Genomic DNA, 26,327 nt, shown 5'->3' on the forward strand with positions numbered 1-26,327 from the left:
ATCGGCGTGTCGGACATGCGACAGGTCCACCAGTGGTTTTTGCATCGCGGCCTGCCGCTGGTGCTGACCCGCCGGGTGCGCGCCCGCAAGCTGGTGCAGCGCTCCGCGCCGATGATCAGCGCTGTGGGCGCGCTGACCGCGGTGACGATGCTGCTGGCCGACGTAACCGGCCCGTCGCCCGATTACGGGTACGCCGCCCGCCTGGCCATCATCGCCGTCGTGCTGCTCGCCGCGCCCTTCGCACTGGAACTTTTGCACCGGTCGGGCACTCGAGGCGGCGAGGTGCTGCGTCGCTGGGCGGCGGTCCTGGTGATGACCATTTTCGTGGTGGTGATGCCATTGACCGTCAGCGGGTGGTCGAGCTCAGCGGCCGCCGAAGCCCCCGTCTTCGTCGTCATCTCGCTCACCGCGATCTGGCTGACCTATCTCGGTTTCGGCTCCATCGCGCTGTGGGCGTTCCGGTTTGCCTGGGTCCAGCTCGGCGCGCTGGGAACATTGATGAGCAGGGCCCTGCCGCTGTTGATGTTGACGGTGCTCGTCTACTTCACCGGCGAGCTGTGGCAACTGTCGGCCCGGATGAGCCGGGAGCGGCTCTGGCAGACGATCGGGTTCTTGAGCGCGGTGGCGCTGGTGTTCATGGTCGCCACCATCCGCGACGAGGTCCGCGCATTGCGTCAGGGCCGCTCGATGCAGTCGGATCCCGACGAGTTGCTCGCCGGGACGCCACTGCAGTCGCGCGGGGTCACCGCCGCGACCTCTCCACCACTATCGCCGGCCGAGCAGGTCAATGTGGTCGCGGTGATGGTGGTGGCTCAGGCGATCCAGGTCGTGTTGTTCACGGCGGGCCTGTTCGCCTTCTTCCTGGCACTGGGGGTGGTCGCGGTGCCCGATGACGTGGCCGTTCTGTGGTCCGGCGAGCAGGGGTGCGCAGTCGGCCAACCCCCCTGCGCGGGAACATGGTTCGGCGTCCATATCCCGATTGCGCAGACGTTCGTCCACATGTCGCTGTTCGTCGCCGTGCTTTCCGGGCTGTATTTCACCGTGAGCACCAGCGTCGATCCGATGTACCGTCAGCGGTTCTTCGAACCGCTGATCACTGATGTCGCGGTCAGCCTGGCCGGCCGCGACGCTTATCTCGAACTGGAGGCACGCAGCTGATGACCGATTCGATGCGCGGCAAGCGGTACGGCGAGGTTCTGCTGATCAGCGGCGGGCAGGCCCAGGACACACCGCACGCCACGGTGTACAACACCTACCCCCTCAACGACTGTCCGGCCGAGCTGTGGTCGCGCCTGAACCCGGAGGCGCTGGCCAAAGAGCACGGCGTACTCGCGGTGATCCTCAACGGCCCGCGCTACTGGCTGATGGACAACATCGAGAAGGACATGGGCGAACGCGTCATCGCGACCTTCGGTGGCATCGACATGATCCGGCAGGCCACTGTCGCGCTCACGTCGATGAGCCCAGCGCCCTATCTGCCCAACACGGTCGAACGCCACGCGGTGTTCGTGTTCGATGCGGGCAAGCCGGTGTTCGAGCTGGCCGACCCCGACGGCAGCCGCTGGGTCATGCAGACGTGGAGCCAGCTCGTCGACTCCGCGCTGGGTTACGCCGACCTCGCCGGCCTGGGCGCCCGGTTGGCCCTGCCCGAGGGCTGGACCTACCGCTCTCGGGTGCTCGATGAGGTCCTGCGCATCGACACCACCGATCAGCCCGCGCAGGTGCTGCAGGACAACCTGACCAACAGCTATTCGCTGCTGACCGGTTAGAGGTACTGGCCGAGGTTCGACTCGGTGTCGATAGCCCGGCTGGCCGAGGAACTCTTACCGGTGACCAGCGTGCGGATGTAGACGATCCGCTCACCCTTCTTGCCGGAGATGCGCGCCCAGTCGTCGGGATTGGTGGTGTTGGGCAGATCCTCGTTCTCGGCGAACTCGTCGACAATCGAGTCGAGCAGATGCTGGATGCACAGGCCCCTCTGACCGGTCTCCAACACCGACTTGATGGCGTACTTCTTGGCCCGGTCCACCACGTTCTGGATCATCGCGCCAGAGTTGAAGTCCTTGAAGTACATCACCTCTTTGTCACCGTTGGCGTAGGTCACCTCGAGGAAGCGGTTGTCGTCGATCTCGGCGTACATCCGCTCGACAACCTTTTCGATCATGCCCTTGATGCACGCCGCGCGGTCGCCGCCGAACTCGGCGAGGTCACCGGCATGCACCGGCAGCTCTTCGGTCAAGTACTTGCTGAAGATGTCCTGTGCCGCCTCGGCGTCCGGCCGCTCGATCTTGATCTTGACGTCCAGTCGGCCGGGCCGCAGGATCGCGGGGTCAATCATGTCCTCGCGGTTGGAGGCACCGATGACGATGACGTTCTCCAACCCCTCGACGCCGTCGATCTCCGAGAGCAACTGCGGCACGACGGTCGTCTCCACATCGGAGCTGACGCCGGTTCCGCGGGTGCGGAAGATGGAGTCCATCTCGTCGAAGAACACGATGACCGGGGTGCCCTCCGAGGCCTTCTCGCGGGCGCGCTGGAAGATCAACCGAATGTGCCGCTCGGTTTCGCCGACGAACTTGTTCAGCAGCTCGGGACCCTTGATGTTGAGGAAGTAGCTCTTGGCCTCGCGGGCGTCGTCGCCACGGACCTCAGCCATCTTCTTGGCCAGCGAGTTGGCCACCGCCTTGGCGATCAGCGTCTTTCCGCAACCCGGCGGACCGTAGAGCAGAACACCCTTGGGCGGGCGCAGCGAGTACTCGCGGTAGAGCTCTTTGTGCAGGAACGGCAGTTCCACCGCATCGCGGATCTGCTCGATCTGCCGGGTCAGCCCGCCGATGTCGTGGTAGGCGACGTCGGGCACCTCCTCCAGCACGAGATCCTCGACCTCGGCCTTGGGGATGCGTTCGAACGCATATCCGGCCTTGGTGTCGACCAGCAGCGAGTCACCGGGCCGGAGCTTGCGCGGACGGTCGTCGGTCAGATCGTCCGCGTCGGCGTATGCCTCCTCGGGGAGATCCTCGGCGGCCACCAGCGGCTCGGCCAGCCACACGATGCGCTCCTCGTCGGCGTGTCCGACCACCAGCGCGCGGTGCCCGTCCGAGAGAATCTCGCGCAGTGTGCTGATCTCGCCGACCGCCTCGAAATTGCCGGCCTCGACGACCGTCAGCGCCTCGTTGAGGCGCACGGTCTGCCCCTGCTTGAGCAACGACGTGTCGATGTTGGGCGAGCAGGTGAGGCGCATCTTGCGCCCCGAGGTGAACACATCGACGGTGTCATCCTCCTGCACCGCGAGCAGCACTCCGTAGCCGCTGGGCGGCTGCCCGAGCCGGTCGACTTCCTCGCGCAGGGCCAGCAACTGCTGGCGCGCTTCTTTGAGGGTGTCCATCAGTTTGGCGTTGCGGGCGGCAAGTGAGTCGATCCGCGCTTCGAGCTGGTGCACATCGCGGGCGCTGCGCAATCCGCTCTGCGGGCCTACGCTGTTCTCCAGCTGCTCGCGGAGCATGGCCGCCTCGCGGCGCAGCTGTTCCAGTTCCGCCGCATCTTCGCTGGACAGCCCATGGGGCAGGTCGTTGTCGGGGGATGCTCCAAAGACTCCAGAGGCCTCAGAACGCTCGGACTCACTCATATTGCGCTCCTTTCCCACACCGGATGTTGGTGCAGTAACAACTTCAAAGCTACCGGCGATTCAGTCATTGTGTGCGGTCTAGGAATTCGACACACCTGCACCACTGTTAACCTCTGAAGATCATTCGGCCGAACGGAAGGACAGCCGTGACCCTGAAAACCCTCGTTACCAGCCTGACCGCTGGGGTGGCAACCGCATTCGTGCTGGGCGCCGCTGCGGGTGTGACCTCTATTGCAGCCGCACCCGGTACCGCTGGAGCGAGCCCGGCCGTCATTGCTCCCGTTCCCGCCGCTCCGGCCCCTGACCTGCAGGGTCCGTTGGTCGCGACGCTGTCGGGACTGCAGGGGCCGGGAACCTTCACCGGCGCCAAGTCCAGCTACGTGCAGGGCGGTCTCGGCGCCGTCGAGGCCCGCCTGGCCGACCGGGGCTACAACAATGCCGCGGCCAGGGGTTACTTCCCGCTCAGCTTCGCCATCGACAACATCGATCAGAACGGTCCGGTCGTCACCGCCCTGGTCACCGCCACCGCGCCGTCCGGTGAGGTGGCCAGCCAGCCGCTGACCTTCGTCGCCGGCCCGAGCCCGACCGGCTGGCAGCTGTCCAAGCAGTCGGCCATGGCGCTGATGACCTCGGTCGGTTAGACGGCGGGCGCTTCCTCACCAGATCCACAGATGCCTCGGGCGCGTCGCATCGTTTCGTCGCTGAGCGCCGCCACCCTGGTGGCGGCGCTCATTGTCAGCGGTTGCACCTCCGCGGGGGACTCGTCGTTACCTGCGGGACCGGCGTCGGTGGAGACCTCTCCCGCGCCCTCGGTGGGTCTGCCCGCACCGTCTCGACCTGCTCCGGGCGGTCCTCCGCTGCCGGCCGCCGGCATGCTGACCGACGTCATGAGCCGGTTGGCCGATCCCGCAGTACCCGGAGCCGAGAAAGTCGCACTGGTCGAAGGTGCCTCGGACGCTGAAGCCGACGCGTTGGACCGATTCGGCACTGCGCTGCGCGACAACGCCGCGCTGCCGCTGACCTTCGAAGCCCGCGACCTGGCGTGGTCGACGAACGAGCCGGGTCATGTGGTGGCCACCGTGGTGGTCACCACCGCCAACCCCGACAACGGCTCGTTCACCTATCCGATGGAGTTTGCCCGGGGCGCCCAGGGGTGGCAGCTGACCAGGCGGTCAGCTGATCAGCTCCTCCAGTTGGAACCCGAGACGGGGTCGGACCCTGGCACGCCACCGCGCTGACATGTGGATCGGTTGGCTGGAGTTCGACCTGTTGCTCGGTGACGTGCATTCGCTGAAGCAGAAGCGCTCGGTGGTGCGGCCCATCGTCGCCGAGTTGCGCCGCCGGTTCAGCGTGTCCGCTGCCGAAGTGGGCCACACCGACCTGCACCGCCGCGCCGGCATCGGGGTGGCCGGCGTCGCCGGGGACCGCGCCCATGTCGTGGAGGTTCTGGACGCCGCCGAACGACTGGTGGCCGCGCGACCGGAGATCGAACTGTTGTCGGTGCGTCGCGGACTGTCACGCAGCGACGACTGAGACGTTGTCGTCAGACCTGGCGTTTGCGCCGCAGCGGAACGGGGGCCACCGCGCCGGGCGCCAGCTTGCGGGCACTGATCAGAAATGCCGTGTGACCGCGCATCGAATGCTCCGGGCGGACCGCCAGACCCACCACGTGCCAGCCGCGCTGCATGCTTTCCCAGGCGCGAGGTTCCGTCCAGCACTGTTGCTCGCGCAGCGCCTCGACCGTCCGGGACAGCTGGGTGACCGTCGCGACATAGATGATCAGCACGCCGCCGGCAACCACAGCGTTACTCACCGGCCCCAGGACCTCCCATGGTGCGAGCATGTCCAGAACCACGCGGTCCACCTCACCGCCGGTGTGTTCGGCGAGGTCGCCGATGACCAGGTGCCAGTTGTGCGGCCGCTCACCGAAAAACGTCTCGACATTGCGCACCGCGTGTTCGGCGTGGTCTTCACGCACCTCGTAGGACGTCACCGAACCCTCGGGACCCACAGCCCGCAGCAGCGAACAGGTCAGTGCACCAGAACCGGCACCCGCCTCCAGAACCCGGGCACCGGGAAAGATGTCGCCTTCGTGCACGATCTGCGCGGCATCCTTGGGGTAGACGACCTGGGCGCCACGCGGCATCGACATCACATAGTCGACCAGGAGCGGTCGCAACACCAGGAACTGATCACCGTTGGACGAACGGATCACACTGCCCTCGGGCAGCCCGACCACCTCGTCGAGGGCGATGATGCCGCGGTGGGTGTGGAACTCACCACCGGGCTTGAGCAGCATCGTGTAGCGCCGGCCCTTGGCATCGGTGAGCTGGACACGGTCGCCGACGGCAAACGGACCGGTCGCGGCGTACTTGGGCACAGCAGCTCAGCCTGCCACCAGACGCGCCGCTGTGGGTATTCGGGGTTGTCCGAGCCCGGTCCTATGGTGAGCTCATGACCGAACCGACGCGACATCCGGTGCGGCGGCCCGCGCTGTCGCCGTCGAGAGCCAGCGACTTCAAGCAATGTCCGCTGCTGTATCGGTTTCGCGCGATCGACCGGCTGCCAGAACCGGCGTCGGCTGCTCAGGTCCGAGGTTCGGTGGTGCACGCCGCACTCGAGCAGCTCTACACACTGCCCGCCGCGCAGCGACACCCCGAGGCGGCGCTGTCTCTGGTGACGCCGGCGTGGGAGCGGGTGCTGGCCGAACAGCCGGCGCTGGCGCAGGACATCGACCCCGCACTGCGCGAGGAACTGCTCGAGCAGGCCCGCACGCTGCTGTCCGGCTACTACCGGCTGGAGGATCCGACCCGGTTCGATCCCGACAGCTGCGAGCAACGCATCGAGGTCGAACTGTCCGACGGCACGCTGTTGCGCGGGTTCGTCGATCGCATCGACGTTGCTGCCACCGGCGAGGTAAGGGTCGTCGACTACAAGACCGGAAAAGCACCACCGGAAGCGCGGGCGCTGGCCGAGTTCAAGGCGATGTTTCAGATGAAGTTCTATGCGGTCGCGCTGCTGCGCTCCCGCGGCGTGCTGCCCGCGCAGCTACGGCTGCTGTATCTGGCCGACGGTCAGGTCTTGGATTACGCCCCCGCCCATGACGAATTGCTCCGCTTCGAGAAGACCTTGATGGCGATTTGGCGGGCCATTCAGTCAGCTGGTGTCAGTGGCGACTTCCGGCCCAACCAGTCACGGCTGTGCGACTGGTGCGCCCACCGGGCATTGTGCCCGGCTTTCGGCGGCACTCCCCCGCCCTACCCGGGGTGGCCTGAGGTGCCCGACGAGGGCGACCCTGATGCGGTGCTCGAAGTGACTGAGTCCGCAGCGTGATCGATTGTCTGTATCACCGCGTGGATCGCGACGGTGACGAACACCTCTTTGCGTCCACCGATGGAACCCGCAGCAACTGGGATCCCCAGATCCAGCACGGTTCACCTCCGCTGGCCCTGCTGACCAAAGCGATCGAGGAACTGGCCGGCGGGACCGGGTTGCGGGTCGGGCGCCTGGCGCTCGACATCCTGGGCGCGATACCGGTTGCGCCGGTGCGCGTCCGGGCCTGGGTGGAGCGTCCAGGGACGCGGATCTCGCTGATGGTGGCCGAGATGGTCATCGAACGTCCCGACGGGAGCCGACGCGCGGTGGCCCGCGTCAGCGCATGGCTGCTGGCACCCAGCGACACTCGCGAGGTGGCCACCGCGCGCTACGCACCGCTGGTGGAGGGCCCCGAGACAGGGCTGTCCCACGCCTGGACCGGAGCGCACGGCTATCTGGAAACGGTGAGCTGGCGCAAGCAATTTACCCCAGCAGGCGCCGCGGCCGAGGTGTGGATGAGTCCGCTTGTACGGCTGGTGGATTCGGAGCCGACAACAACGCTGCAACGCCTGGCGATGGTGGTGGACTCGGCCAACGGTATCGGCGCCGCGCTGGACCCGCAGCAGTTCGTGTTCATGAACACCGACACCGTGGTGCACCTGCATCGGCTGCCCGAAGGTGAGGACTTCGGGCTGCGCGCGCTGGGCTCCATCGGTCCGGACGGCATCGGGCTGACCACGGCCGAGATCTTCGACCGCGACGGCTTCGTCGGCACCTGCACGCAGACGTTGCTCGTGCAGCGCCTGCCGTGATCAACGCAGTGCGACACCAGTTCGAGCTGGCCTGGGCGCTGACTGACCTTCATCTCGCTGCGCTGGCCGAGGACGACTTTCTCTGGGAGCCCGCACCACTGTGCTGGACGGTGCGGCGCGATGACGACGGCATCTGGCGAGCGGATTTCGCCGAGATCGAGCCTGATCCGCTACCGGTACCCACGATCGGGTGGCTGACCTGGCACATCGACTTCTGGTGGAGCTCAGCTATCGCCGCGATGACCGGTGGTGCGATGCGTGGACCGTCCGAGGTGTCGTGGGCCGGTGAAGGCGCAACGGCGGTCGCGCGAATTCGCGAGCTGGCAGATCGGTGGCGAAAGTTATTGGCCGACAACAATGAGGAGACTCTGGGAGCGGCCACGAACTTCCCGTGGGGCCCAGAGGCTGGTCGCACGGTCGCCGACACCGCGCTGTGGGTGACCGTGGAGCTGACGAAGAACGCCGCGGAGCTGGGACAGCTGCGTCTGTTGCGCGCCGCGCACTGACGCCGAGCCGATGGGTCACGCCGTCGACGCCGGCGCCCCGCCGGCTCATCTCAGCGCGTGGCGGTCCGGAATGCGTCGACGAACTGTGTCAAGAACACGACCGCCTCGTCGTACCGTTCGGGAACGCGGAGCGGCATCCTGAAGTCGGTGACCCCTGCAGCGACCAACGCCGCAACAGGCTCGAGGGTGGCGTCGTAGTCGATACCGGCACCGCTCTTGACCACCCGCGTACCGCCCTGGACCTGCAACCCGGTCGGATTGCCGCCGGCCTCGCGCACGGCCTCCTTCATCTCCGAGATCGCGCTGGGCAAATCACCCAACGCCGAACCCCAGGGGATCCAGCCGACACCGAACCTCGCAATCCTGCGCGCGACGGCTCTGTTCACCGTACCGCTGATCCACAGTGGAAGCCCCCCAGCCTGAACTGGTTTCGGCATCTGGTGGATGCCATCGAACGACAACACGACCGACTCATAGGAAGCGCGCCGCTGGGTCCACAAGGTCCGGCACACGTCCAGCGTGTGGTCGAGCAGGGCCCCACGGCGGTCAAACGGAAGGCCGCACGCCTCGTACTCTTCGCGCTGCCAGCCGACACCGACCCCGACATCAAGACGCCCACCGGAAATCACGTCCAGAGTCGCGAGTTGTTTGGCCAGCACCGTCGGGCGGCGCAGAGCCGCCAGGAGAACGGCCGTGCTGAGTCGAATCCGGGAAGTCGATGCCGCAATCGCACTGAGCACGCTGAGCGGCTCGAGCCATGCGCCGTCGGGTCCGGTCGGTTGAACGCCGCCGACAGTGCCACCGACGCTGGGGTCACCGTAGGCATCGGTATTCTCACCGAACACCACGTGGTCGGAAACCGCGACCCGGTCGATTCCGGCAGTGTCCATCGCACGCGCAAGCGCCAGCGTCGCGGGCCAGTTGAAGGTCGGCTCCGCGCTGAACACCGGCAGATACATCGACAGCTGCGGATATGTCACTGCACACTCCTGACGGTCTGCCCCACGGATTCACAGTTGCGGTTGCGGCAGCGGCCTCGGCGGAGGGTTTCTGCCAGATGCCGTGACGATGCCTGAAGCTCGCTAGCCGGCACCGATTCGGGCCAGAGATTCTGCCAGCTCGGCGGGCCGGGAGAAGAACGGTGAATGTCCGCCGTCCATCTCGACCAGGTCGGCCCCGATGCGTTCGACAGCGTTGCGGCGCGCCCACTCCGCACCGACCGTTCGGTCTTCGCGCAGGAGGATGTAGGTCGACGGGGTCTGCGGCCAGTCAGCGATCGGGCAGGTCTCGAGCAAGACCGCGAACGACTGGTGACGCATCTCATGGAATGCACGTCGGCCGACCACTTCAGGACAGTCGTGGTAAAAGCCATCGCGAACCGACTCCCATGTCAGTCCGAAAGGCCCGGTGCCGCCTGTTCGTGGTTCCGGGAAGGTGATCGCATCGGGATGGGCGGCAAGGTGTTCGGCAAAGGATATTCCCGGCTCTGGTAGCAACCCGCCGATAAAGATCATCCGGCTCACCGGCCGCAGCGTTGCCAGTACCGGCAAGCACAGACCGGCTATCGAGTGGCCGACCACCACCACGTCGTTGGAAGAATCGCCAATTACGTTGCCGATCGCTTTGTCTGCCAACCGGGCCCACTGCAGAGCGCCCGCCGAGTCGTCGTCCACCGGAAGATCCGGCGCCACTGTGCAATGGCCGTGCCGCCTGAGTTCCACCTCGACAGCTTCCCAGCACCACCCTCTGTGCATGCCACCGTGCAGCAGCGCAAATACCGTCACAGCGAGGAGGGTGTGTTGGCCTGCGGGGTGCTGTTCACATACTCGCGCCCCGCAGTAGCGCCGCTGCCTTTGATGACGGGCATGTTGGTCCATTTGCCACGGTCGTCCCGATACCAGCCGGCAGCAGCCAGTGCGCCGCCATCGGCGTGTACCACTGTTCCGGACACCCATGATGCAAGCGGGCTGGCCAAGAACAGGACGCATCCTGCGATGTCGTCTGGTGTACCGAAGCGGCCCAACGGAATCCAATGTGGGATGTTGTGGCGCTGGGTCGGGTGGATCATCTGGTCGAGTGGAACTTGTGCGGTGTCAGTCGTTTCGGGCGCCACCGCGTTGACCCGAATTCCGTCAGGGCCAAGTTCCAGCGCCAGGCTCATCGTGAACCCGGTGACCGCCGCCTTGAACGCGCCGTACACGGCGAAACCCGGTATTCCGCGGAAACCCTCGATCGACGACACCGTGGTGATGCTGGAGCCCTGGCCCGCTTCCCGCAGGAGCGGCAGCATAGCGCGTGTGACAAGGAAGACGTGCTTGAGATTGATCCGGTACACCTCGTCGATCTGCTCGTCGCTGAGCTTCTCGAACCTGGTGGGGCGTGTCACGAAGTGGCCGACATTGTTGACGAGGATGTCCAGCTTGCCGAAGCGGTCGCCGACGGCTGCGGCCAGCGCGGCTACATCGGCCGGGTCCGTCGCGTCGCCCTGAACGACCAAGGAGCCGGGGCCGAGTTCGGCGCGCAGATCCGACACGAGGCCGGCATTGACGTCCAGAACGGCCACCGCGGCTCCGAGTTCGGCGAATCGACGCACCGTCGCCCGCCCTATCCCGGCCGCGCCCCCGGTCACCACGACAATCTTTCCGCTGAAATCGATCATCAAACGCCACTTTCCACGAGCGAGATCATTAATTCTTAAACATGAGAATGCATGATCTTAATGCCGGGCGGGCACTCTTCGAGCGAAAAGCAGCTCAGGCGGCGCGCGTTCTTCATCACCGAGAACGCAGGGCCGACGACATGAAACGGCGCCAGCACGGCCCCTTTCCAAAGCGTTGTGGCAGGTCGGGTGCCACGAGAGACCTCCGGAGGCGCGACGACGCTGCCGAGGTCGATCGGTCCGCTGCAGCCCAGCGCTGATGCCGAGCCGAGGGGTCAGGCCGTTAGCCCATTGCCGCCAGTGCTTTTCGGTCTTCGTCGGCGAAGGTGTCCTCCAGATGCAGCGGCGAGTAGTCCAGATCGATCTCGCCCAGCGGGCGCCCGCGTGCACTTCCGATGGTGCCGAAGCGGCGCATGCCCTTGTCTGCGGCGTACTGCTGGAACTCCTCCCTCGTCAAGCCGAACGGGATCTCGTCGTAGAGGGCGAACGCGTCGTCGGTGTTCTTCAGTGCCAGCGGGATCAACTCGTTCATCCGGGTTTCGAACACCGCCCAGTTGGCCTCGTCGGCGGCGACGTGACGCCGGCAGGTGAATGTGCCCCACGCCATGTGCCGCCGTTCGTCGTCACCGATCCGGCGCACCAGTTCCTGCATCCCGGGCAGGATGCCGCGATCCACGCAGATCCGGTGCCACGCATAGTATCCCGTCAACGCCATCATCCCTTCGATGACGTGGTTGTAGGTGACCGATGCGCGGACCTGTGCCGCCGGTGACGGGTCGATGGCCAACGCGTCGAGCGAGGCCGGCAGTTCCTCGTAGAACATCTGCCGGTAGGCGGGCAGGTCGTCGAGATAGCCCTGAAGGTCACCGGTGATGCCGACGGCGTCGAGCCACATCCGGAAGACCTGGGTGTGTTTGGCTTCTTCGAACGCGAACTGGGTCAGATACATCTCGTCGCCGAGGCGGCCCTCGGCCCGCATCGCCGCCATGAACGGCTGGATATCCTGAGTCACCGCTTCCTCGCCGGCGATGAACTCCGCACACAACCGGGTGGCCCAGTCGCGCTCGAGATCCGACAGCGACTCCCAATCGGCGCGGTCGCGGGAGAAGTCGATGTCGGCGGGGTCCCAGAACTTGGCGTTGCCGCCGGCGAACAACCGCAGCGGCAGGCTGTTCCAGTTGAGGCCGCCGGCGGCCAGCGAGTCCGAACGTGTTCTGTTCATCTCAGGGTTCTCCTTGGGTGAGTCGGGGGTTCAGGGATCGGTGGGTGACCGGAGCGAATGCGGCGGCCAGCACGGCGACATACCGTCGTACGACGAGGGCCGGCTGATCGGGCGACAGCTCGTCGAGTCCAAGCACGGGGTCCATTCCACGCACATAGGGCGCCAACGCCAGGTGCGGTAGGAGCATCAGCAGGAGCGACAGCAACGCGTCGACGTCGGCATCCCGGCGCAGATCGCCGCGCGCCCGCGCGTCGGAGACCAGCGGCCGGAGCACCTCCAGATAGTGGCGGTGCACGACGGCGCGCACGCTGACCCGGGCGTCGGTATCGACCTCGAAGCTGGCGGCGGCATGCAGCGACCGGTCGCGCGGATGCTCTGCGTAGTAGGCCACCCACACGTCGAGCAGATCGGTCAGGAAGTCGAAGAACGGCCGACTCGGGTCGAGCCGGCGGATCTGCTCCTCCATGTGGTACCGCACGCGCTGGCTACCGATCTCGGTGATGTAGGCGTAGAGATCTCGCTTGTCCGCGAAGTACTGGAACAGGCTGCCCTTGGCGACACCGGCCCGGCGCGCGATGACATTGAGACTGCCCGCGGAGAAGCCGTGCGTGGCGAATTCGGCTTCCGCGGCGGCGACGACGGCGTCGCGGCGTTCGGCGCCGAGCCTCGACCATGTCACCGTCGGCATCACGCCTCCCACACAATATGACCACTGGTCATATTACTGTGATGCGCGACACAGTCAAGGGGCCGGCGTCACTCCAGCGGCTTGAGATCCTGCAGCAGGGTGGGCAGCAGTTCACTCACGGTCGGATGGATGTGCATGGTGCGCGAGATCGCGGTATAGGGCAGTCCGGCGGTCATCACGTCGAGCAGCGTGTGGACCACCTCGTCGCCGCCGACACCCAGGATCGCCGCCCCGAGGATCTGCTCGGTCTCCGCGTCCACGAGGACCTTCATGAACCCGTGGGTCTCACCTTTCTCCACCGCGCGCCCGACACGCGTCATCGGCCGGGTGGCCACCAGCGCCTTCCGACCCGATCGGCGCACGTCGTCGACACTCATGCCGGCACGGCCCAGCGGCGGGTCGATATAGAGCGCGTAGGTGGTGATGCGGTCGCTGACCCGGCGCGGGTCATCGTCGAGCAAGTTGGCGGCGACGATCTCGAAATCGTTGTAGGAGGTGTGGGTGAAGGCGCCGCGTCCGTTGCAGTCGCCCATCGCCCAGATGTGCTCGACACTGGTGCGCAAGTGGTCATCAACGACGATGTAACCCCGGCCGTCGGTCTGGACGCCGGCCGCGTCCAGACCGAGGTCGTCGGTGTTGGGTCGCCGCCCCACCGCCACCAGCAGGTGGGTGCCGGTGACCGGGTCGGCGTTGCGGCTCGGAGTGAGCGTGAAACCGTTGTCCTGCTTGGTGATCCGGATGTCGTCGGCGCCGACGACGACCTGGATGCCCTCGGCCTGCAGGATGTCGCGGATCGCCGCGGCGACATCGGGGTCCTCGCGTGAGGTCAGCCGGGCGCCCTTCTCGATGACGGTGACCTCCGCTCCGAAACGGCGGTACATCTGGGCGAACTCCAAAGCGATGTAACTGCCACCGATGACGACCAGATGCTCGGGCACCACGTCGAGGTTCAAGATTCCGGTGTTGGTCAGGTAGTCGACGTCGTCGAGCCCCGGTAGGTCTGGGACGACGGCGCGCCCACCGACGTTGAGGAAGATGCGATCGGCCTGCAGCACCTGCTCATCGACGCGCAGCGTATGCGGGTCGATGAAGCGGGCATGGCCGCGGATCAGGGTCGCGCCGTCCATGCCCTCCAACCACGATTCGACGTCCTCACGGTTGCCTCCGCTGATGCGGTCTTTGCGCGCCTTGACCGCGGCCATGTCCACGGCGACCGGTCCGGTGCCCACCCCGTAATCGGCTCCGCGCCGCGCCAGGTGGGCGGCGTGCGCACTGGCGATCATCGTCTTGGTCGGGATGCAGCCGTAGTTCACGCACGTACCGCCGACGAGTTTGCGTTCGATGACCGCGACGTTGTGACCGGCGGCGGTGAGCCGTCCGGCCAGCGGCGGTCCGGCCTGCCCGGCGCCCACGATGATGGCGTCGAAATGCTGTGTCATCGTCGCGGCCTAGACGAGGCTGACCAGGAACACGACCAGGAAGGCCCCGCCGACGGCGATGACATCTTCTCCGATCGCGCCCGGTCGGTCTCTGCCGTTGTTGCGCTCGGCCAATCGTCGGCGTAACTCGGCTCCGGCCAACGTGCCCAGGACCGCGCCGACGATGCCGGCACCGGCGCCGATGAAGGTGTGGAAGAAGGCGCTGCCGATCACCGCCCCCGCGAAGCCACCGCTGAGCAGCCGGGCGATGAACTGCGCGGGCACGCGACGACTGGGCGTGTTGGGTAACTGGTCGGTGACCAGCTCGGCCAGCAAGAAGATCGTCAGTACCGTGACGGTGATCGGGTGGGCCATCCACTCCGACCACTTGTCGCCGACGTCGATCCAGCCGAACATCGTGCCCCAGGCCACGACCGCAGGTGCGGTCATCGCCCGCAACCCGGCAATGACACCGATGAGCAACGCCAATATCAGAACGAGTACCTGGGTCAAGAGGACCTCCGGGCGGTGAATGATCACCCGGACGCTAACACGCAGGCCGGTGTCGTGTGCGCCTGTCGATCTAAAAGCGACAGAACCGGATGTCGGTGGCCAGGATCGCCTTGGCGCCGATGGCGGCCAGCTCGTCCATGATCGAGTTCACCTCGCGGCGCGGCACCAGCGCGCGCACCGCCACCCACGCCTCATCGGCCAGGGGGGCGATCGTCGGCGACTCCAGCCCCGGTGTCACCTCGATGGCCCTGTTGAGAACCGTTCGGGGACAGTCATAGTCCAACATCAGGTACTTCTGGCCGAAGACCACACCCTGTACCCGGGCGGCCAGTTGGTCGCGCGCGGCTGCATTGTTCTCGGCTCCGTCCTGCTCGATCAGCACCGCTTCGGAATCACAGAGCGGCTCGCCGAAGGCCACCAGGTTGTGCAGACCCAGGGTGCGTCCCGAACCGACGACATCGGCGATCGCGTCGGCAACCCCGAGTGCCACCGAGATCTCCACGGCCCCATCGAGTCTGATCACTGTGGCATCGACTCCGTTGGCGGCCAGGTCTTTCCGCACCAGGTTGGGAAAAGCTGTGGCGATGCGCTTGCCGTCGAGGTCGTTGACGCTCCAGTCCTGCCCGGCAGGCGCCGCATAGCGAAACGTCGACGATCCGAAGCCCAGCGCCAACCGCTCGCGGACCGGCGCGTCGGATTCCCAGGCCAGGTCGCGTCCGGTGATGCCGAAGTCCAGCTGCCCCGAACCGACGTAGATCGCGATGTCCTTGGGCCGCAGGAAGAAGAACTCGACTCCGTTGGCCGGGTCCACCACGGTCAGGTCCTTGGTGTCGGTGCGACGGCGATAGCCCGCCTCCGACAGGATGGCCGAGGCGGGTTCACTGAGCGTGCCCTTGTTGGGAACAGCAACACGCAACATGTCACAACTTCCCGTAGACGTCGTCGAGGGTGAGCCCGCGTGAAAGCATCAGCACCTGCGTCCAGTACAGCAGCTGGCTGATCTCCTCGGCGAGATCTTCGTCGCTTTCGTGCTCGGCGGCCAGCCAGACCTCGCCGGCCTCCTCCAGGATCTTCTTGCCGATACCGTGTACACCGCCGTCCAACGCGGCCACGGTGCCGCTTCCGGCAGGACGGGTGCGCGCGCGCTCACTGAGTTCGGCGAACAACGCATCGAAGGTCTTCACGGCAGGCGATTGTGTCATGCCTGGCAGCCCGCGGTCACGCCGGTTTGCCCGGGACAAGTCAGTTCGGGGCGGGATGGCTTCCGTAGTGCAGGACCTCGCGGTGCATGTCCTCAAGGTGCTTGCCTTTGGTCTCCTCCACCCATTTCCACACGAACAGGAAGGACAGCACCGCGCACAGCGCGTAGAAACCGTAGGCGGCGCCGAGCACGTCGCGAAGCCCCGGGAAGGTGACGGTGATCGCCCAGTTGGCCATCCACTGCCCGGCGGCAGCCAGGCCCAGTGCTGCGGCCCGGATCCGGTTCGGGAACATCTCGCCCAGCAGCACCCACACCACCGGTCCCCAGGACATGCCGAACGCCACCACGAAGAGGTTGGCGGCGATCAGCGCGATCGGTCCTGCGGCACCGTCCAGCTGAGGCTGGCCGCCGACCTGCGGCGCCGTGCCGAAGATGACCGCCATGGTGCCCAGGGTCAGCGCCATGCCGCTGGAACCGATCAGCAGCAACGGTTTCCGGCCGATCTTGTCGATCAGGGCGATCGCGATGAGCGTGGTCACGATGTTGGTCACCGAGGTGATCACGGTGATCAAGAACGCCTGACTCTCGTCGAAACCGACCGCCTCCCACAACACATTCGAGTAGTAGAAGATCACGTTGATGCCGACGAACTGCTGGAAGATCGACAGGCCCAGGCCGACCCAGACGATGCCGTAGAGCCCGCCGGTCGGTTTGCGCAGATCTCGCCACGACGGCGGTTTTTCGGCCTGCAGCGACTCCTGGATGCGGGTGATCGTGATTTCCAGGTTCTTCTCCCCCAGCAGCATCGACAGCACGCGCCGGGCCTCGGGGATCCGGTATCTGGCCACCAGATAACGGGGCGACTCGGGAATGGTGTACGCCAGCAGGCCGTACGCGACGGCCGGGATGGCCTCGGCCAGGAACATCCAGCGCCAGGCTTCCAGCCCCAGCCACAGTTCCTCCCGCGAACCGCCGGCCAGGTGCGCGAGCAAGAAGTCGATGGCCAGCGCCAGGAAGATCCCGGTGACGATTGCCAACTGCTGCAGCGAGCCCAGCCTGCCCCGGATATTCGGCGGTGCCGTCTCGGCGATGTAGGCCGGGGCGATCACCGAGGCGATGCCGACCGCGACGCCACCCACGATCCGGAAGGCCACCAACAGCCAGATGTCGTTGGCCAGCCCGGTGACCAGGGCGCTGACCAGGAACAGCAGCGCGGCGATGCGCATGACCTGCAACCGGCCGATGCGATCGGCGAGGCGGCCCGCGGTCAGCGCCCCGAGCACACAGCCCAGCAGCGCCGACGCGACGGCGAAGCCGAGGGTGGCATTGTCGACTTCGAAGTGGTCCTGGACAGCCGACACGGCGCCGTTGATCACTGCGCTGTCGTAGCCGAACAAAAACCCACCGAGGGCGGCGACGCCGGCGACCCGGACCACCCGTCCGGTGATGTACTCCGATTCGTACTCAGCCCCGCCGGAAGATTCGATCGCGCCGTCGGTTGCCATCTCGACCCCTTCCGCGGTGCTGTGACCCGAGTCACTTATTGAAGCACCGCGGTGGGCCTCACGCGGTTCGTTCGCCGAACTCCAGGCTCAGCGCGGCATGGACTGCCCGCAGCGCGGCGGCATCGAGCGCGCCGAGCGATCCGATATGACGTCGCCGCGGTCCCTGCGGCACCGGCACGTCGTTGGGAACTACCAGCACCGGGCACCCGGCTCTCTCGGCTGCCGCAGCACCGGTGACCGAGTCCTCCACGGCCAGACACGCTTCGGGTGACAGCCCCAGCAGCTGCGCTGCCCGCAGATACGGGTCGGGCGCAGGTTTACCCAAGGGCACCTCGTCCCCACACACCGTCACCGAGAAGTAATGCCTGCCAATGCTGTTCAGCGCGCGGTCGGTCAAAAACCGCTGGGTGTTGGTGACCAACGCCATCGGGGTCCGTTCGGCAGCAAGCACTTCCAAGAGTTCTCTGGCGCCTTCACACCAGGGAAGGCCGCCGTCGAACAGGTCGGCGGTGTAGTCATGCAACCACCGACTCTCGACCGCCATCGCCGCCGGATCGGGGTCCAGACCGAGGTCGGCGAAGACGGTGCGCACAGTGTTCTCGGCTGAACTACCCACCAGTGCGGTACGGATGTCTGCCGAGAGCGTGCTGCCGTACTTCTCGTACAGCGCAGCCAGCGAGACGTCCCACAGCTTTTCGGAGTCGACGAGCGTGCCATCCATGTCGAACAGCACTGCTCTCATGGCTTCGATTGTCGTCGGCGGGTTCGGCTAGCGTCAAATCATGACCATCCTCGTCACCGGAGCAACTGGAAACATCGGCCGTCTCGTCGTCAACTACCTGATCGACTTGGGCGCCAACGATATCCGAGCACTGACGAAGGACCCCGCCAGGGCAAACCTGCCCGACGGTGTGACGGCGATCACGGGTTACCTCGGTGACCCGGACTCGCTGCCTGCGGCGCTGGAAGGCGTGGCGTCGATGTATCTGGCACCACTGCCCTCGACGTTGGACACCACCCTCGAGCTCGCCGGACAAGCCGGAGTCGGGTACATCGTGGCGCTGTCCGGAGGCGCGCATTGGCAACAACACGCCGATACGATCGCCGCGTCAGGCCTGGTCAACACCCAACTCGGGCCCGGTGAGTTTCTGGAGAACTTCGGCATGTGGGCTGAGCCGATCAAGGCCGCGCGCACCGTGCGGGAACCCTACCCCGATGTCGTCCAGGCGCCGATTTCGATGGACGACATCGCGCGAGTGGCCGCGGCACTTCTGGTCAGGCCCGAACAGACGCACTTCGGCCAGATGTATGAGCTCACCGGTCCCCAAGCGCTCACCCGTGCGCAGATAGCCGAGCAGATCGGCGTAGGCATCGGCGTCGACGTCGCATTCCAGACGTGCAGCCGCGAGGAAGCCGAGCAGGCACTGCGACCGATCATGGGCGACCAGGCCGGCTGGTACCTGGACCTGATGGCCGACGGCCCTGCCCAACAGGCCAACGGCCTCGTCGCCGAGCTCACCGGGACACCCGCCGAATCAGTGGCGCAGTGGGCTGCGCGCAACGCCGAGTTGTTCACCTGACAGCCCCCGCAGGCGACTGAGCCGGCTGGACAACGTCGCGCTCAGTCCTCCGGGTTGTAGCCGAGGTTAGGAGCCAGCCAGCGTTCGGCCTCGACCAGGGTCCAGCCCTTGCGCCTGGCGTAGTCGGCGACCTGGTCCTGGGCCAGCCGGCCGACCACGAAGTACTGCGATTGCGGATGCGAGAAGTACCAGCCGCTGACGGCGGCACCGGGCCACATCGCCATCGACTCGGTCAACTCGATACCGGTCCGCTCCTTGACGTCCATCAAGTCGAACAGCGTCGCCTTCTCGGTGTGCTCCGGGCAGGCCGGGTAGCCCGGGGCCGGACGGATTCCCACGTACTTCTCACCGATGAGCGCCTCGTTGTCCAGTTGCTCGTCGGGCTGGTATCCCCAGAACTCCTTGCGGACCCGTTGGTGCATCCGTTCGGCGAAAGCCTCGGCCAGCCGGTCGGCCAGCGATTCCAGCAGGATCGCGTTGTAGTCGTCGTGCGCCGCTTTGAATTCGGCGATCTTGTCGTGGCTGCCGAGCCCGGCAGTGACGGCGAAGGCTCCGACATAGTCGGCCAGACCGGTGTCTTTGGGTGCGACGTAATCACCCAGGGACCGGTTGGGAATGCCGTCGCGGTGCTGACCCTGCTGACGCAGGTTGTGCAAGGTCGTCAGCACCTGGGTTCGGGTCTCATCGGTGTAGACCTCGACGTCGTCTCCCACCGCGTTGGCGGGGAAGAACCCGATCACCCCGTTGGCGGTCAGCCACTTCTCCTTGATCAGAGTGTCGAGCATCTCCTGGGCGTCGTCATAGAGCTTGCGCGCAGTCTCGCCCGAGGCCGGGTTGTTGAGGATGTCGGGAAAACGGCCCTTCATCTCCCAAGCGTTGAAAAACGGTTGCCAATCGATGTATTCGCGTAGTTCGGCAAGGTCGTAGTCCTCGAATTCCCGAACACCGAGCCCCTGGGCGGGCACCGGCGGAACGTAGCCCTCCCACTCGATCGGCGTCCTGTTCGCGCGCGCCTTCTCCAGCGTCAACATCGGCCGCTCGTTCTTCTGAGCGTGCCGTTCGCGCAGCGACGCGTAGTCCTTCGCAGTTGCCTCCAGCAGGGAACCGCGCTGCCGCTCATCGAGCAACGCGGCGGCGACCGGAACCGACCGCGACGCGTCCTTGACCCAGACCACCGGACCGCTACGACGCGGCGCCACCTTCACCGCCGTGTGCGCGCGCGAGGTGGTCGCACCGCCGATCAGCAGCGGGATCTCCAAGCCTTCGCGTTCCATCTCGACGGCGAAATTGACCATCTCGTCCAGTGACGGGGTGATCAGGCCCGACAGCCCGATGATATCGGCGTCGTGCTCCTTGGCCGCGTCCAGGATCTTCTGTGCGGGCACCATCACACCGAGGTCGATCACTTCGAAGTTGTTGCACTGCAACACAACCCCGACAATGTTCTTGCCGATGTCGTGGACATCGCCCTTCACCGTCGCCATGATGATCGTGCCGTTGGTGTCCTTCGCAGCTTTTTCATTTCCCGTCGCTGCGCTCGCCCCGGCGGCCGCGAGCTCTTCTTTCTCCGCCTCGATGTAGGGCAGCAGGTACGCCACGGCCTTCTTCATCACCCGGGCCGACTTCACCACCTGTGGCAGGAACATCTTTCCCGCACCGAACAGGTCACCGACGACGTTCATGCCGTCCATCAGCGGACCCTCGATCACCTCGATCGGCCGGCCACCGGCGGCGGCGATCTCGGCTCGCAATTCCTCGGTGTCGTCGTCGACATGGGCGTCGATGCCCTTGACCAGCGCGTGGGTGATCCGCTCGCGGACCGGCAGGCTGCGCCACTGGGCCGCAGCTTTGTCCTCGACTTCGCCCGAGTTCTTCGTATTGAACCTCTCGGCGATCTCCAGCAGGCGCTCGGCGGCATCGTCGCGACGGTTCAGCACGACGTCCTCGATGCGGTCCCGCAGCTCGGGGTCGATCGAGTCGTAAGGCACCAGCGCGCCGGCATTGACGATGCCCATGTCCAGACCGGCTTTGATCGCGTGGAACAGGAACACCGCGTGGATCGCTTCGCGCACCGGGTTGTTGCCACGGAAGGAGAACGACACGTTGGAGATACCGCCGGAGATGTGCACCCCGGGCAGGTTCTCCTTGATCCAGGCACAGGCCTCGATGAAGTCGATGCCGTAGGTCGCGTGCTCCTCGATGCCCGTGGCCAGCGCGAAGCAGTTGGGGTCGAAAATGATGTCCTCGGCCGGGAAGCCGACCTCTTCGGTCAGGATCCGGTAGGCGCGCCCGCAGATCTCCTTGCGGCGCTCCAGGTTGTCGGCCTGCCCTTGCTCGTCGAAGGCCATCACGACGACCGCGGCACCGTACTTGCGGCACAGCTGGGCCTCCCGGATGAACTTCTCCTCGCCCTCCTTCAGCGAGATCGAGTTGACGATCGGCTTGCCTTGCACGTTCTTCAGGCCTGCCTCGATGACCTCCCATTTCGACGAGTCGATCATCACCGGGACCCGGCTGATGTCCGGCTCGGCCGCGATCAGCTTGGTGAACCGGTCCATCGCGGCGACGCCGTCGATCATGCCCTCGTCCATGTTGATGTCGATGACCTGGGCACCGACCTCGACCTGCTGGAGGGCAACCGACAACGCAGTGTCGTAGTCCTCGGCCTTGATCAGGTTGCGGAACCGGGCGGAACCGGTGATGTTGGTGCGCTCACCGATGTTGACGAACAGCGAATCGTCGGTGATGTTGAGCGGCTCCAGGCCCGACAGCCGGGTGGCCACCGGAATCTCGGGCAGCTTGCGGGGCGGCTTGCCCTCGACGACCTTGGCGATCTCGGCGATGTGCGGTGGTGCCGTCCCGCAGCACCCACCAACCAGGTTGACCAGGCCGGCCTCGGCGAACTCGGCGATGTAGCCGGCCTGGCGCTGCGGGGACTCGTCGTACTCACCGAAGGCATTGGGCAGTCCGGCGTTCGGGTAGCAGGAGACGAAGGTGTCCGCGATCCGCGCCATCTCGGCGATGTAGGGCCGCATCTCTGGTGCCCCCAGCGCGCAGTTCAGGCCCACCGCGATCGGCTTGGCGTGCCTGATCGCATTCCAGAACGCTTCGGTGACCTGGCCGGACAACGTCCGTCCGGACGCATCGGTGATGGTGCCGGAGATGATCACCGGCCAACGACGTCCACGGTTTTCGAACAACGTCTCCACGGCGAACACCGCGGCTTTGGCGTTGAGCGAATCGAAGATCGTCTCGATGAGAATGATGTCGGAACCACCGTCGACCAGGCCGTTGGCTGCCTCGAGGTAGGCGGCGACCAATTGATCGTAGGAGACGTTGCGGGCACCGGGGTCGTTGACGTCCGGAGAGATCGACGCGGTGCGGGTGGTCGGGCCGAGGGTGCCGGCCACGTAGCGGGGCTTGTCCGGGGTGCTGAACTCGTCGCATGCCGCCCGCGCCAGGGCAGCGCCGACATAGTTCAGCTCGTAGCTCAGTTCGGCCATGTCGTAGTCGGACATCGAGATCGCGTTCGCGTTGAACGTGTTGGTCTCCAGGATGTCGGCGCCGGCCTGGAGGTACTCGCGGTGGATTCCCTCGATGATGTGCGGCTGCGTCAGGTTGAGCAGGTCGTTGTTGCCGACCAGATCGCTCGGCCAGTCCTTGAATCGCTCGCCCCGGTAACCGGCTTCGTCGGGGCGGTCGCGTTGAATCGCCGTGCCCATCGCGCCGTCGATCACCACGATCCGCTGGCGCAGCGCGGCGGTGAGTTCGTCGGTGCAGTCGGGGCGGATGTTCGGCACGAAGGTGGTCGACCCTGAGGTGTTCGACTCGACGGCGTTCACGTGCGCTCCTTCCATGAGAGGAAGGCGTCCTTGACTCTGCCGAGCGTGGCGGCTACCGGCAATGACCCGGCACCGTTGCAACGCCTCTCGACCACGAAAGTCTACGTGCTCACTCGATCAACGTCAGGGACGCCCAACCGGCTGCGGTTCATTCTCTCAACCACGACGGGTCGCGATCGATTCCGGTGGCGGGTTGATGCCCGTCGCAGGACCCGCCCAGGGCTTACGCTGGCATTGTGACCCCCTCGGATTTCCGTGGTCCGAAGCGATCCGACCTGCCCGATCTGCGCGACACCATCGTCGTGGCGGCGTTCGAGGGCTGGAACGACGCAGGTGATGCCGCCAGCGACGCGCTCGAACACCTCGACGCCATCTGGCATGCCGAGACGATCGTGGAGATCGACGACGAGGCCTACTACGACTACCAGGTCAATCGGCCGGTGATCCGCCAGGTCGACGGGGTCACTCGTGAATTGGTCTGGCCGTCGATGCGCATCGCGTACTGCCGTCCGCCAGGCTCTGACCGTGACATCGTGCTGATGCACGGCGTGGAACCCAACATGCGTTGGCGCACCTTCTGCGCGGAGCTGCTGGCCATCGCCGACAAGCTCAACGTCCAGACCGTGGTCATCCTGGGGGCGTTACTGGCCGATACCCCGCACACCAGGCCGGTGCCGGTGTCGGGCTCGGCGTACTCGTCGGACTCGGCCAAGACGTTCGGGCTCGAGGAGACCCGCTACGAGGGGCCCACCGGAATCGCCGGGGTGTTCCAGGACGCTTGCGTGCAAGCCGGGATTCCGGCGGTGACGTTCTGGGCGGCGGTGCCGCACTATGTCTCGCAGCCACCCAGCCCCAAGGCGACCGTCGCGCTGTTACGACGGGTGGAGGACGTTCTTGACGTCGAGGTACCGCTGGCCGACCTGCCCGCGCAGGCCGAGGAGTGGGAACAGGCAGTCAGCGAGATGACCGCCGAGGATGACGAGATTGCCGAATACGTGCAGTCGCTCGAGGAGCGCGGCGACGCGGAAATCGACGTCAACGAGGCGATGGGCAAGATCGACGGGGATGCATTGGCTGCGGAGTTCGAACGCTACCTGCGCCGTCGCGGACGGTGAGGGTCGGCCTACCGCTGGCGGAAGCGGCTCAGATAGTCGTCCCAGTCCCAGCTGGTCAGGAACTCCTCGGCGGCCTCCCAGCCTTTCCCGTAGAGGCTGCGCTTGTCCTGCTCGGACAGGTCGAAGTTCAGCACGCCGACCGAACTGGTGTCGACGCGCACCGTGCGGGCACTGACCCACGGTTGATTCAGGTGGGCCTGGTCGCGGCCGACCAGGATCGTGGTCACCACCTGTTCGAGGAGGGTCGGTCCGAACACGTGCAGTGGATGCAGCGCCGGGATCACCGCGGCGTTCTCGGCCGGCAGGTCGGGCAGCAGCGTGATCCCGAAAGTCGGCCACCGGGGGCTTTCGCCGTCGGTGCGGTCCAGCGAGTCGATCGGGAAGTTCGACAGCAACCCGCCGTCGACCAGCCGTGACGTTCGGCCGTCGGCGCTGGTCAGCTCCTCGGGACGGTAGAAGAACGGGATTGCGGTCGAGGCGCGCACCGCATCGGCGATCGACTGCTCATCCGGGTCGAGGCCGTAGATCCGCTGGTAGTCCCACGGCAGCCGCACGAGCTGACCCAGCGTCACATCGGCCACGGTGACCACCAGCCGGTAGCGCTGCTCCGGCGGCAGGGTCGGGTCGTCGAGAGCCAGATCGGCGAAGGTCGTCACGCCGAACTCGGCAAGGCGGTCGGCGACCCACCGCCGCAACGCATCGCCGCGGTAGATGCCGCCACCGCTGAGTGCCCCCCACGCCGGTCCGATCAGCGGCAGCCGTTCCACCGGGCCGGGGTCGAGGAATTCGCGGTAGTCCAGCCCCATAGCGAGCTCGGTCAGCTGTGTCACCGACAGCGCTCCGCTGCGGGTGGCCGCCGCCAGCACCGCACCGACCAGCGCTCCCGCCGAGGTTCCGGAGATGCGCCGGGGCCGGTAGCCGGCCTCGACGAGGGCGGCCGCCGCACCGACCAGGCCGATACCTTTGACTCCCCCACCGGAGAGCACCAGATCAGCCTGATGATGTGCCACGCGAGTGCCCTTACAACTGCACACCGAGCAGCGCGTCGACCGCGGTGGCGACCGTCGCGCCCGCTGTCTCGTCGTGGCCGCCGTAGGACAACGCGTCGGTGGTCCAACCATCAACGGCGGCAAGCGCTTTGGGAGTGTCCAGGTCATCGGCGAGGTAGCGGCGCACCCGCGCCACCAGATCGCCGGCGTCGGGTGCGCCGGTCAGTGCGGTGGCGCTGCGCCAGCGGTGCAGCCGGCGGTTGGCGTCATCGAGCACGTCGGGACTCCAGAAGCGATCCTCGCGGTAGTGCCCGGCCAGCAGACCGAGGCGCACCGCCGAGGGGTCCACGCCGTCGCGGCGCAGCGCTGAGACCAGCACCAGGTTTCCGCGGCTCTTCGACATCTTGTGGCCGTCCCAGCCGATCATGCCGGCGTGCACGTAATGCCGGGCGAAGCGCCGCTCACCGGTGACGCACTCGGCGTGGGCGGCCGAGAATTCATGATGCGGAAAAATCAGGTCGCTCCCGCCGCCCTGGATGTCCAGACCGGTCCCGATACGGCTGAGCGCGATCGCGGCGCATTCGACGTGCCAACCTGGTCTGCCCGGTCCGAAAGGTGACGGCCAGCTGGGTTCGTCGGGGCGCGCCGAGCGCCACAGCAGGGCGTCGAGCGGGTCGCTCTTGCCCGGACGCTCGGGGTCACCGCCACGTTCGGCGAACAGTTCCAGCATGGTGTCGCGGTCGTAGCCGGACTCGTACCCGAACTGCACGGTGGCCCCGGCGTGGAAGTAGACGTCGGGGTACTGCGGGTCGTCGACGACGTAGGCGGCGCCCGCAGCCAGCAGCTTCTCGACCACCTCGATCACCTCGGCGACGGCCTCGGTGGCGGCGACGTAGTCGTGTGGCGGCATCACCCGCATCGCCGCCATGTCCTCGCGGAACAGGTCGGTCTCCCGGTCGGCGAGCTCGCGCCAGCCGATGCCGTCGCGTTGGGCGCGCTCGAACAACGGATCGTCGACGTCGGTGATGTTCTGTACGTAATGCACCTGGTGACCGAGATCGAGCAGCACCCGGTGGACCAGGTCGAAGGTCAGGTAGGTAGCCGCGTGACCCAGGTGGGTGGCGTCATAGGGCGTGATGCCGCAGACGTACATGGTGGCGGTGGCGCCCGGGGTGACCGGCCGGATCTGCCGGTCGGCACTGTCGTAGAGCCGCAACTGCGGACCCTTCCCAGGCAGCACCGGAACACTCGGCGCCGACCACGATTGCATAGTCCCGACTCTAGACATCGCCGTGTGTGACACCGCGGACGGCTGTTTCATTCCTCGACTTCCGGGT

General features: G+C 66.3%; 26 protein-coding genes. 10 read left to right on the top strand and 16 right to left on the bottom strand.

The window, feature by feature from the left end; genetic code table 11:
- The first annotated feature begins 15 nt into the window (after window positions 1–15).
- Both KXD98_RS15125 and KXD98_RS15130 read left to right on the top strand, forming a co-directional pair.
- Window positions 16–1,158, top strand: a complete 1,143-nt coding sequence (locus KXD98_RS15125; protein ID WP_260765209.1) for a hypothetical protein — start codon at window positions 16–18, stop codon at window positions 1,156–1,158.
- Window positions 1,158–1,769: a hypothetical protein gene (locus KXD98_RS15130; RefSeq protein WP_260759197.1), complete on the top strand. Its 612-nt coding sequence runs from the start codon at window positions 1,158–1,160 to the stop codon at window positions 1,767–1,769. Before KXD98_RS15125 ends, KXD98_RS15130 begins: the two co-directional genes overlap by 1 nt.
- Here the strand turns inward: KXD98_RS15130 and arc are convergent.
- Window positions 1,766–3,625 carry a proteasome ATPase gene (gene arc / locus KXD98_RS15135; RefSeq protein WP_260759198.1) on the bottom strand — a complete coding sequence of 620 codons (1,860 nt, stop codon included), beginning with the start codon at window positions 3,623–3,625 and terminating at the stop codon, window positions 1,766–1,768. The genes KXD98_RS15130 and arc overlap by 4 nt on opposite strands.
- Before the next feature lie 146 nt (window positions 3,626–3,771).
- Between arc and KXD98_RS15140 the strand changes: the two genes are divergently transcribed.
- The 3 genes from KXD98_RS15140 to KXD98_RS15150 are packed head-to-tail and all read left to right on the top strand — an operon-like array spanning window position 3,772 to window position 5,158.
- Window positions 3,772–4,266 (top strand): hypothetical protein, encoded by a 495-nt coding sequence (locus KXD98_RS15140; RefSeq protein WP_260759199.1) that lies wholly within the window; start codon window positions 3,772–3,774, stop codon window positions 4,264–4,266.
- A gap of 30 nt (window positions 4,267–4,296) precedes the next feature.
- The gene (locus KXD98_RS15145; protein WP_260759200.1) at window positions 4,297–4,863 is read left to right on the top strand and encodes a hypothetical protein; all 567 of its coding nucleotides are present in this window, start codon (window positions 4,297–4,299) and stop codon (window positions 4,861–4,863) included.
- Between the two features lies 1 nt (window position 4,864).
- The gene (locus tag KXD98_RS15150) at window positions 4,865–5,158 is read left to right on the top strand and encodes a DUF503 domain-containing protein (RefSeq protein WP_260759201.1); all 294 of its coding nucleotides are present in this window, start codon (window positions 4,865–4,867) and stop codon (window positions 5,156–5,158) included.
- 10 nt (window positions 5,159–5,168) lie between these two features.
- On the opposite strand, the gene KXD98_RS15155 is transcribed toward KXD98_RS15150, so the two are convergent.
- Entirely contained in the window at window positions 5,169–6,005 is an 837-nt protein-coding gene (locus tag KXD98_RS15155; RefSeq protein ID WP_260759202.1) for a tRNA (adenine-N1)-methyltransferase, read from the bottom strand.
- A gap of 74 nt (window positions 6,006–6,079) precedes the next feature.
- Between KXD98_RS15155 and KXD98_RS15160 the strand changes: the two genes are divergently transcribed.
- From KXD98_RS15160 to KXD98_RS15170, 3 genes are read left to right on the top strand one after another with little or no spacing between them, the layout of a single operon-like run.
- Window positions 6,080–6,958, top strand: coding sequence for a RecB family exonuclease (locus KXD98_RS15160; protein WP_260759203.1), 879 nt, complete (start codon window positions 6,080–6,082; stop codon window positions 6,956–6,958).
- Window positions 6,955–7,752: a thioesterase family protein gene (locus KXD98_RS15165; RefSeq protein WP_260759204.1), complete on the top strand. Its 798-nt coding sequence runs from the start codon at window positions 6,955–6,957 to the stop codon at window positions 7,750–7,752. Before KXD98_RS15160 ends, KXD98_RS15165 begins: the two co-directional genes overlap by 4 nt.
- On the top strand, window positions 7,749–8,258 hold the full coding sequence (locus KXD98_RS15170; RefSeq protein WP_260759205.1) for a DinB family protein: 510 nt from the start codon (window positions 7,749–7,751) through the stop codon (window positions 8,256–8,258). Before KXD98_RS15165 ends, KXD98_RS15170 begins: the two co-directional genes overlap by 4 nt.
- Before the next feature lie 50 nt (window positions 8,259–8,308).
- On the opposite strand, the gene KXD98_RS15175 is transcribed toward KXD98_RS15170, so the two are convergent.
- The 11 genes from KXD98_RS15175 to KXD98_RS15225 all read right to left on the bottom strand — a co-directional run bounded on the left by KXD98_RS15175 (window position 8,309) and on the right by KXD98_RS15225 (window position 18,206).
- Entirely contained in the window at window positions 8,309–9,238 is a 930-nt protein-coding gene (locus KXD98_RS15175) for a TIGR03619 family F420-dependent LLM class oxidoreductase (RefSeq protein ID WP_260759206.1), read from the bottom strand.
- 102 nt (window positions 9,239–9,340) lie between these two features.
- Entirely contained in the window at window positions 9,341–10,012 is a 672-nt protein-coding gene (locus KXD98_RS15180) for an alpha/beta hydrolase (RefSeq protein WP_260765210.1), read from the bottom strand.
- Window positions 10,013–10,038: 26 nt separating this feature from the next.
- Window positions 10,039–10,917 (bottom strand): SDR family NAD(P)-dependent oxidoreductase, encoded by an 879-nt coding sequence (locus KXD98_RS15185; protein WP_260759207.1) that lies wholly within the window; start codon window positions 10,915–10,917, stop codon window positions 10,039–10,041.
- 283 nt (window positions 10,918–11,200) lie between these two features.
- Window positions 11,201–12,139, bottom strand: a complete 939-nt coding sequence (locus KXD98_RS15190; RefSeq protein WP_260759208.1) for a R2-like ligand-binding oxidase — start codon at window positions 12,137–12,139, stop codon at window positions 11,201–11,203.
- Window position 12,140: 1 nt separating this feature from the next.
- On the bottom strand, window positions 12,141–12,827 hold the full coding sequence (locus KXD98_RS15195) for a TetR/AcrR family transcriptional regulator (protein ID WP_260759209.1): 687 nt from the start codon (window positions 12,825–12,827) through the stop codon (window positions 12,141–12,143).
- 68 nt (window positions 12,828–12,895) lie between these two features.
- Window positions 12,896–14,266 (bottom strand): FAD-containing oxidoreductase, encoded by a 1,371-nt coding sequence (locus KXD98_RS15200; RefSeq protein ID WP_260759210.1) that lies wholly within the window; start codon window positions 14,264–14,266, stop codon window positions 12,896–12,898.
- Window positions 14,267–14,275: 9 nt separating this feature from the next.
- Entirely contained in the window at window positions 14,276–14,758 is a 483-nt protein-coding gene (locus KXD98_RS15205; protein WP_260759211.1) for a DUF4126 family protein, read from the bottom strand.
- A gap of 70 nt (window positions 14,759–14,828) precedes the next feature.
- The gene (gene hisG / locus KXD98_RS15210) at window positions 14,829–15,677 is read right to left on the bottom strand and encodes an ATP phosphoribosyltransferase (protein WP_260759212.1); all 849 of its coding nucleotides are present in this window, start codon (window positions 15,675–15,677) and stop codon (window positions 14,829–14,831) included.
- Between the two features lies 1 nt (window position 15,678).
- The gene (locus KXD98_RS15215) at window positions 15,679–15,960 is read right to left on the bottom strand and encodes a phosphoribosyl-ATP diphosphatase (protein ID WP_260759213.1); all 282 of its coding nucleotides are present in this window, start codon (window positions 15,958–15,960) and stop codon (window positions 15,679–15,681) included.
- 40 nt (window positions 15,961–16,000) lie between these two features.
- Window positions 16,001–17,464, bottom strand: a complete 1,464-nt coding sequence (locus KXD98_RS15220; RefSeq protein WP_260759214.1) for a sugar porter family MFS transporter — start codon at window positions 17,462–17,464, stop codon at window positions 16,001–16,003.
- A 58-nt stretch (window positions 17,465–17,522) separates the two neighbouring features.
- Window positions 17,523–18,206, bottom strand: a complete 684-nt coding sequence (locus tag KXD98_RS15225) for an HAD family phosphatase (protein WP_260759215.1) — start codon at window positions 18,204–18,206, stop codon at window positions 17,523–17,525.
- 40 nt (window positions 18,207–18,246) lie between these two features.
- On the opposite strand from KXD98_RS15225, the gene KXD98_RS15230 reads away from it, so the two are divergent.
- Entirely contained in the window at window positions 18,247–19,044 is a 798-nt protein-coding gene (locus KXD98_RS15230; protein WP_260759217.1) for an SDR family oxidoreductase, read from the top strand.
- Window positions 19,045–19,085: 41 nt separating this feature from the next.
- On the opposite strand, the gene metH is transcribed toward KXD98_RS15230, so the two are convergent.
- Complete coding sequence (gene metH / locus KXD98_RS15235; protein ID WP_260759218.1) at window positions 19,086–22,901, bottom strand: methionine synthase; 3,816 nt, start codon at window positions 22,899–22,901, stop codon at window positions 19,086–19,088.
- Between the two features lie 221 nt (window positions 22,902–23,122).
- Here metH and KXD98_RS15240 point away from each other — a divergent pair, with 221 nt between their 5' ends.
- On the top strand, window positions 23,123–24,001 hold the full coding sequence (locus tag KXD98_RS15240; RefSeq protein ID WP_260759219.1) for a PAC2 family protein: 879 nt from the start codon (window positions 23,123–23,125) through the stop codon (window positions 23,999–24,001).
- An 8-nt stretch (window positions 24,002–24,009) separates the two neighbouring features.
- Here KXD98_RS15240 and KXD98_RS15245 read toward each other — a convergent pair whose 3' ends face one another.
- Together KXD98_RS15245 and mshC are read right to left on the bottom strand one after the other, a co-directional pair.
- Entirely contained in the window at window positions 24,010–25,011 is a 1,002-nt protein-coding gene (locus KXD98_RS15245) for a patatin-like phospholipase family protein (RefSeq protein ID WP_260759220.1), read from the bottom strand.
- A gap of 10 nt (window positions 25,012–25,021) precedes the next feature.
- Window positions 25,022–26,260: a cysteine--1-D-myo-inosityl 2-amino-2-deoxy-alpha-D-glucopyranoside ligase gene (gene mshC / locus KXD98_RS15250; protein WP_260759221.1), complete on the bottom strand. Its 1,239-nt coding sequence runs from the start codon at window positions 26,258–26,260 to the stop codon at window positions 25,022–25,024.
- Between the last annotated feature and the right edge of the window lie 67 nt (window positions 26,261–26,327).

Origin of the sequence: Mycobacterium sp. SMC-4 (assembly GCF_025263265.1) — a bacterium.
GTDB lineage: Bacteria > Actinomycetota > Actinomycetes > Mycobacteriales > Mycobacteriaceae > Mycobacterium.

What these genes read in the sequence shown, in the direction of transcription:
- KXD98_RS15125 (WP_260765209.1), top strand. Translation starts at nt 16, where the DNA reads ATGCGACAGGTCCACCAGTGGTTTTTGCATCGCGGCCTGCCGCTGGTG.
- KXD98_RS15130 (WP_260759197.1), top strand. Translation starts at nt 1,158, where the DNA reads ATGACCGATTCGATGCGCGGCAAGCGGTACGGCGAGGTTCTGCTGATC.
- arc (WP_260759198.1), bottom strand. Translation starts at nt 3,625, where the DNA reads ATGAGTGAGTCCGAGCGTTCTGAGGCCTCTGGAGTCTTTGGAGCATCC.
- KXD98_RS15145 (WP_260759200.1), top strand. Translation starts at nt 4,297, where the DNA reads ATGCCTCGGGCGCGTCGCATCGTTTCGTCGCTGAGCGCCGCCACCCTG.
- KXD98_RS15150 (WP_260759201.1), top strand. Translation starts at nt 4,865, where the DNA reads ATGTGGATCGGTTGGCTGGAGTTCGACCTGTTGCTCGGTGACGTGCAT.
- KXD98_RS15160 (WP_260759203.1), top strand. Translation starts at nt 6,080, where the DNA reads ATGACCGAACCGACGCGACATCCGGTGCGGCGGCCCGCGCTGTCGCCG.
- KXD98_RS15180 (WP_260765210.1), bottom strand. Translation starts at nt 10,012, where the DNA reads ATGCACAGAGGGTGGTGCTGGGAAGCTGTCGAGGTGGAACTCAGGCGG.
- KXD98_RS15185 (WP_260759207.1), bottom strand. Translation starts at nt 10,917, where the DNA reads ATGATCGATTTCAGCGGAAAGATTGTCGTGGTGACCGGGGGCGCGGCC.
- KXD98_RS15190 (WP_260759208.1), bottom strand. Translation starts at nt 12,139, where the DNA reads ATGAACAGAACACGTTCGGACTCGCTGGCCGCCGGCGGCCTCAACTGG.
- KXD98_RS15195 (WP_260759209.1), bottom strand. Translation starts at nt 12,827, where the DNA reads ATGCCGACGGTGACATGGTCGAGGCTCGGCGCCGAACGCCGCGACGCC.
- KXD98_RS15200 (WP_260759210.1), bottom strand. Translation starts at nt 14,266, where the DNA reads ATGACACAGCATTTCGACGCCATCATCGTGGGCGCCGGGCAGGCCGGA.
- hisG (WP_260759212.1), bottom strand. Translation starts at nt 15,677, where the DNA reads ATGTTGCGTGTTGCTGTTCCCAACAAGGGCACGCTCAGTGAACCCGCC.
- KXD98_RS15215 (WP_260759213.1), bottom strand. Translation starts at nt 15,960, where the DNA reads ATGACACAATCGCCTGCCGTGAAGACCTTCGATGCGTTGTTCGCCGAA.
- KXD98_RS15220 (WP_260759214.1), bottom strand. Translation starts at nt 17,464, where the DNA reads ATGGCAACCGACGGCGCGATCGAATCTTCCGGCGGGGCTGAGTACGAA.
- KXD98_RS15225 (WP_260759215.1), bottom strand. Translation starts at nt 18,206, where the DNA reads ATGAGAGCAGTGCTGTTCGACATGGATGGCACGCTCGTCGACTCCGAA.
- KXD98_RS15230 (WP_260759217.1), top strand. Translation starts at nt 18,247, where the DNA reads ATGACCATCCTCGTCACCGGAGCAACTGGAAACATCGGCCGTCTCGTC.
- metH (WP_260759218.1), bottom strand. Translation starts at nt 22,901, where the DNA reads ATGGAAGGAGCGCACGTGAACGCCGTCGAGTCGAACACCTCAGGGTCG.
- mshC (WP_260759221.1), bottom strand. Translation starts at nt 26,260, where the DNA reads ATGCAATCGTGGTCGGCGCCGAGTGTTCCGGTGCTGCCTGGGAAGGGT.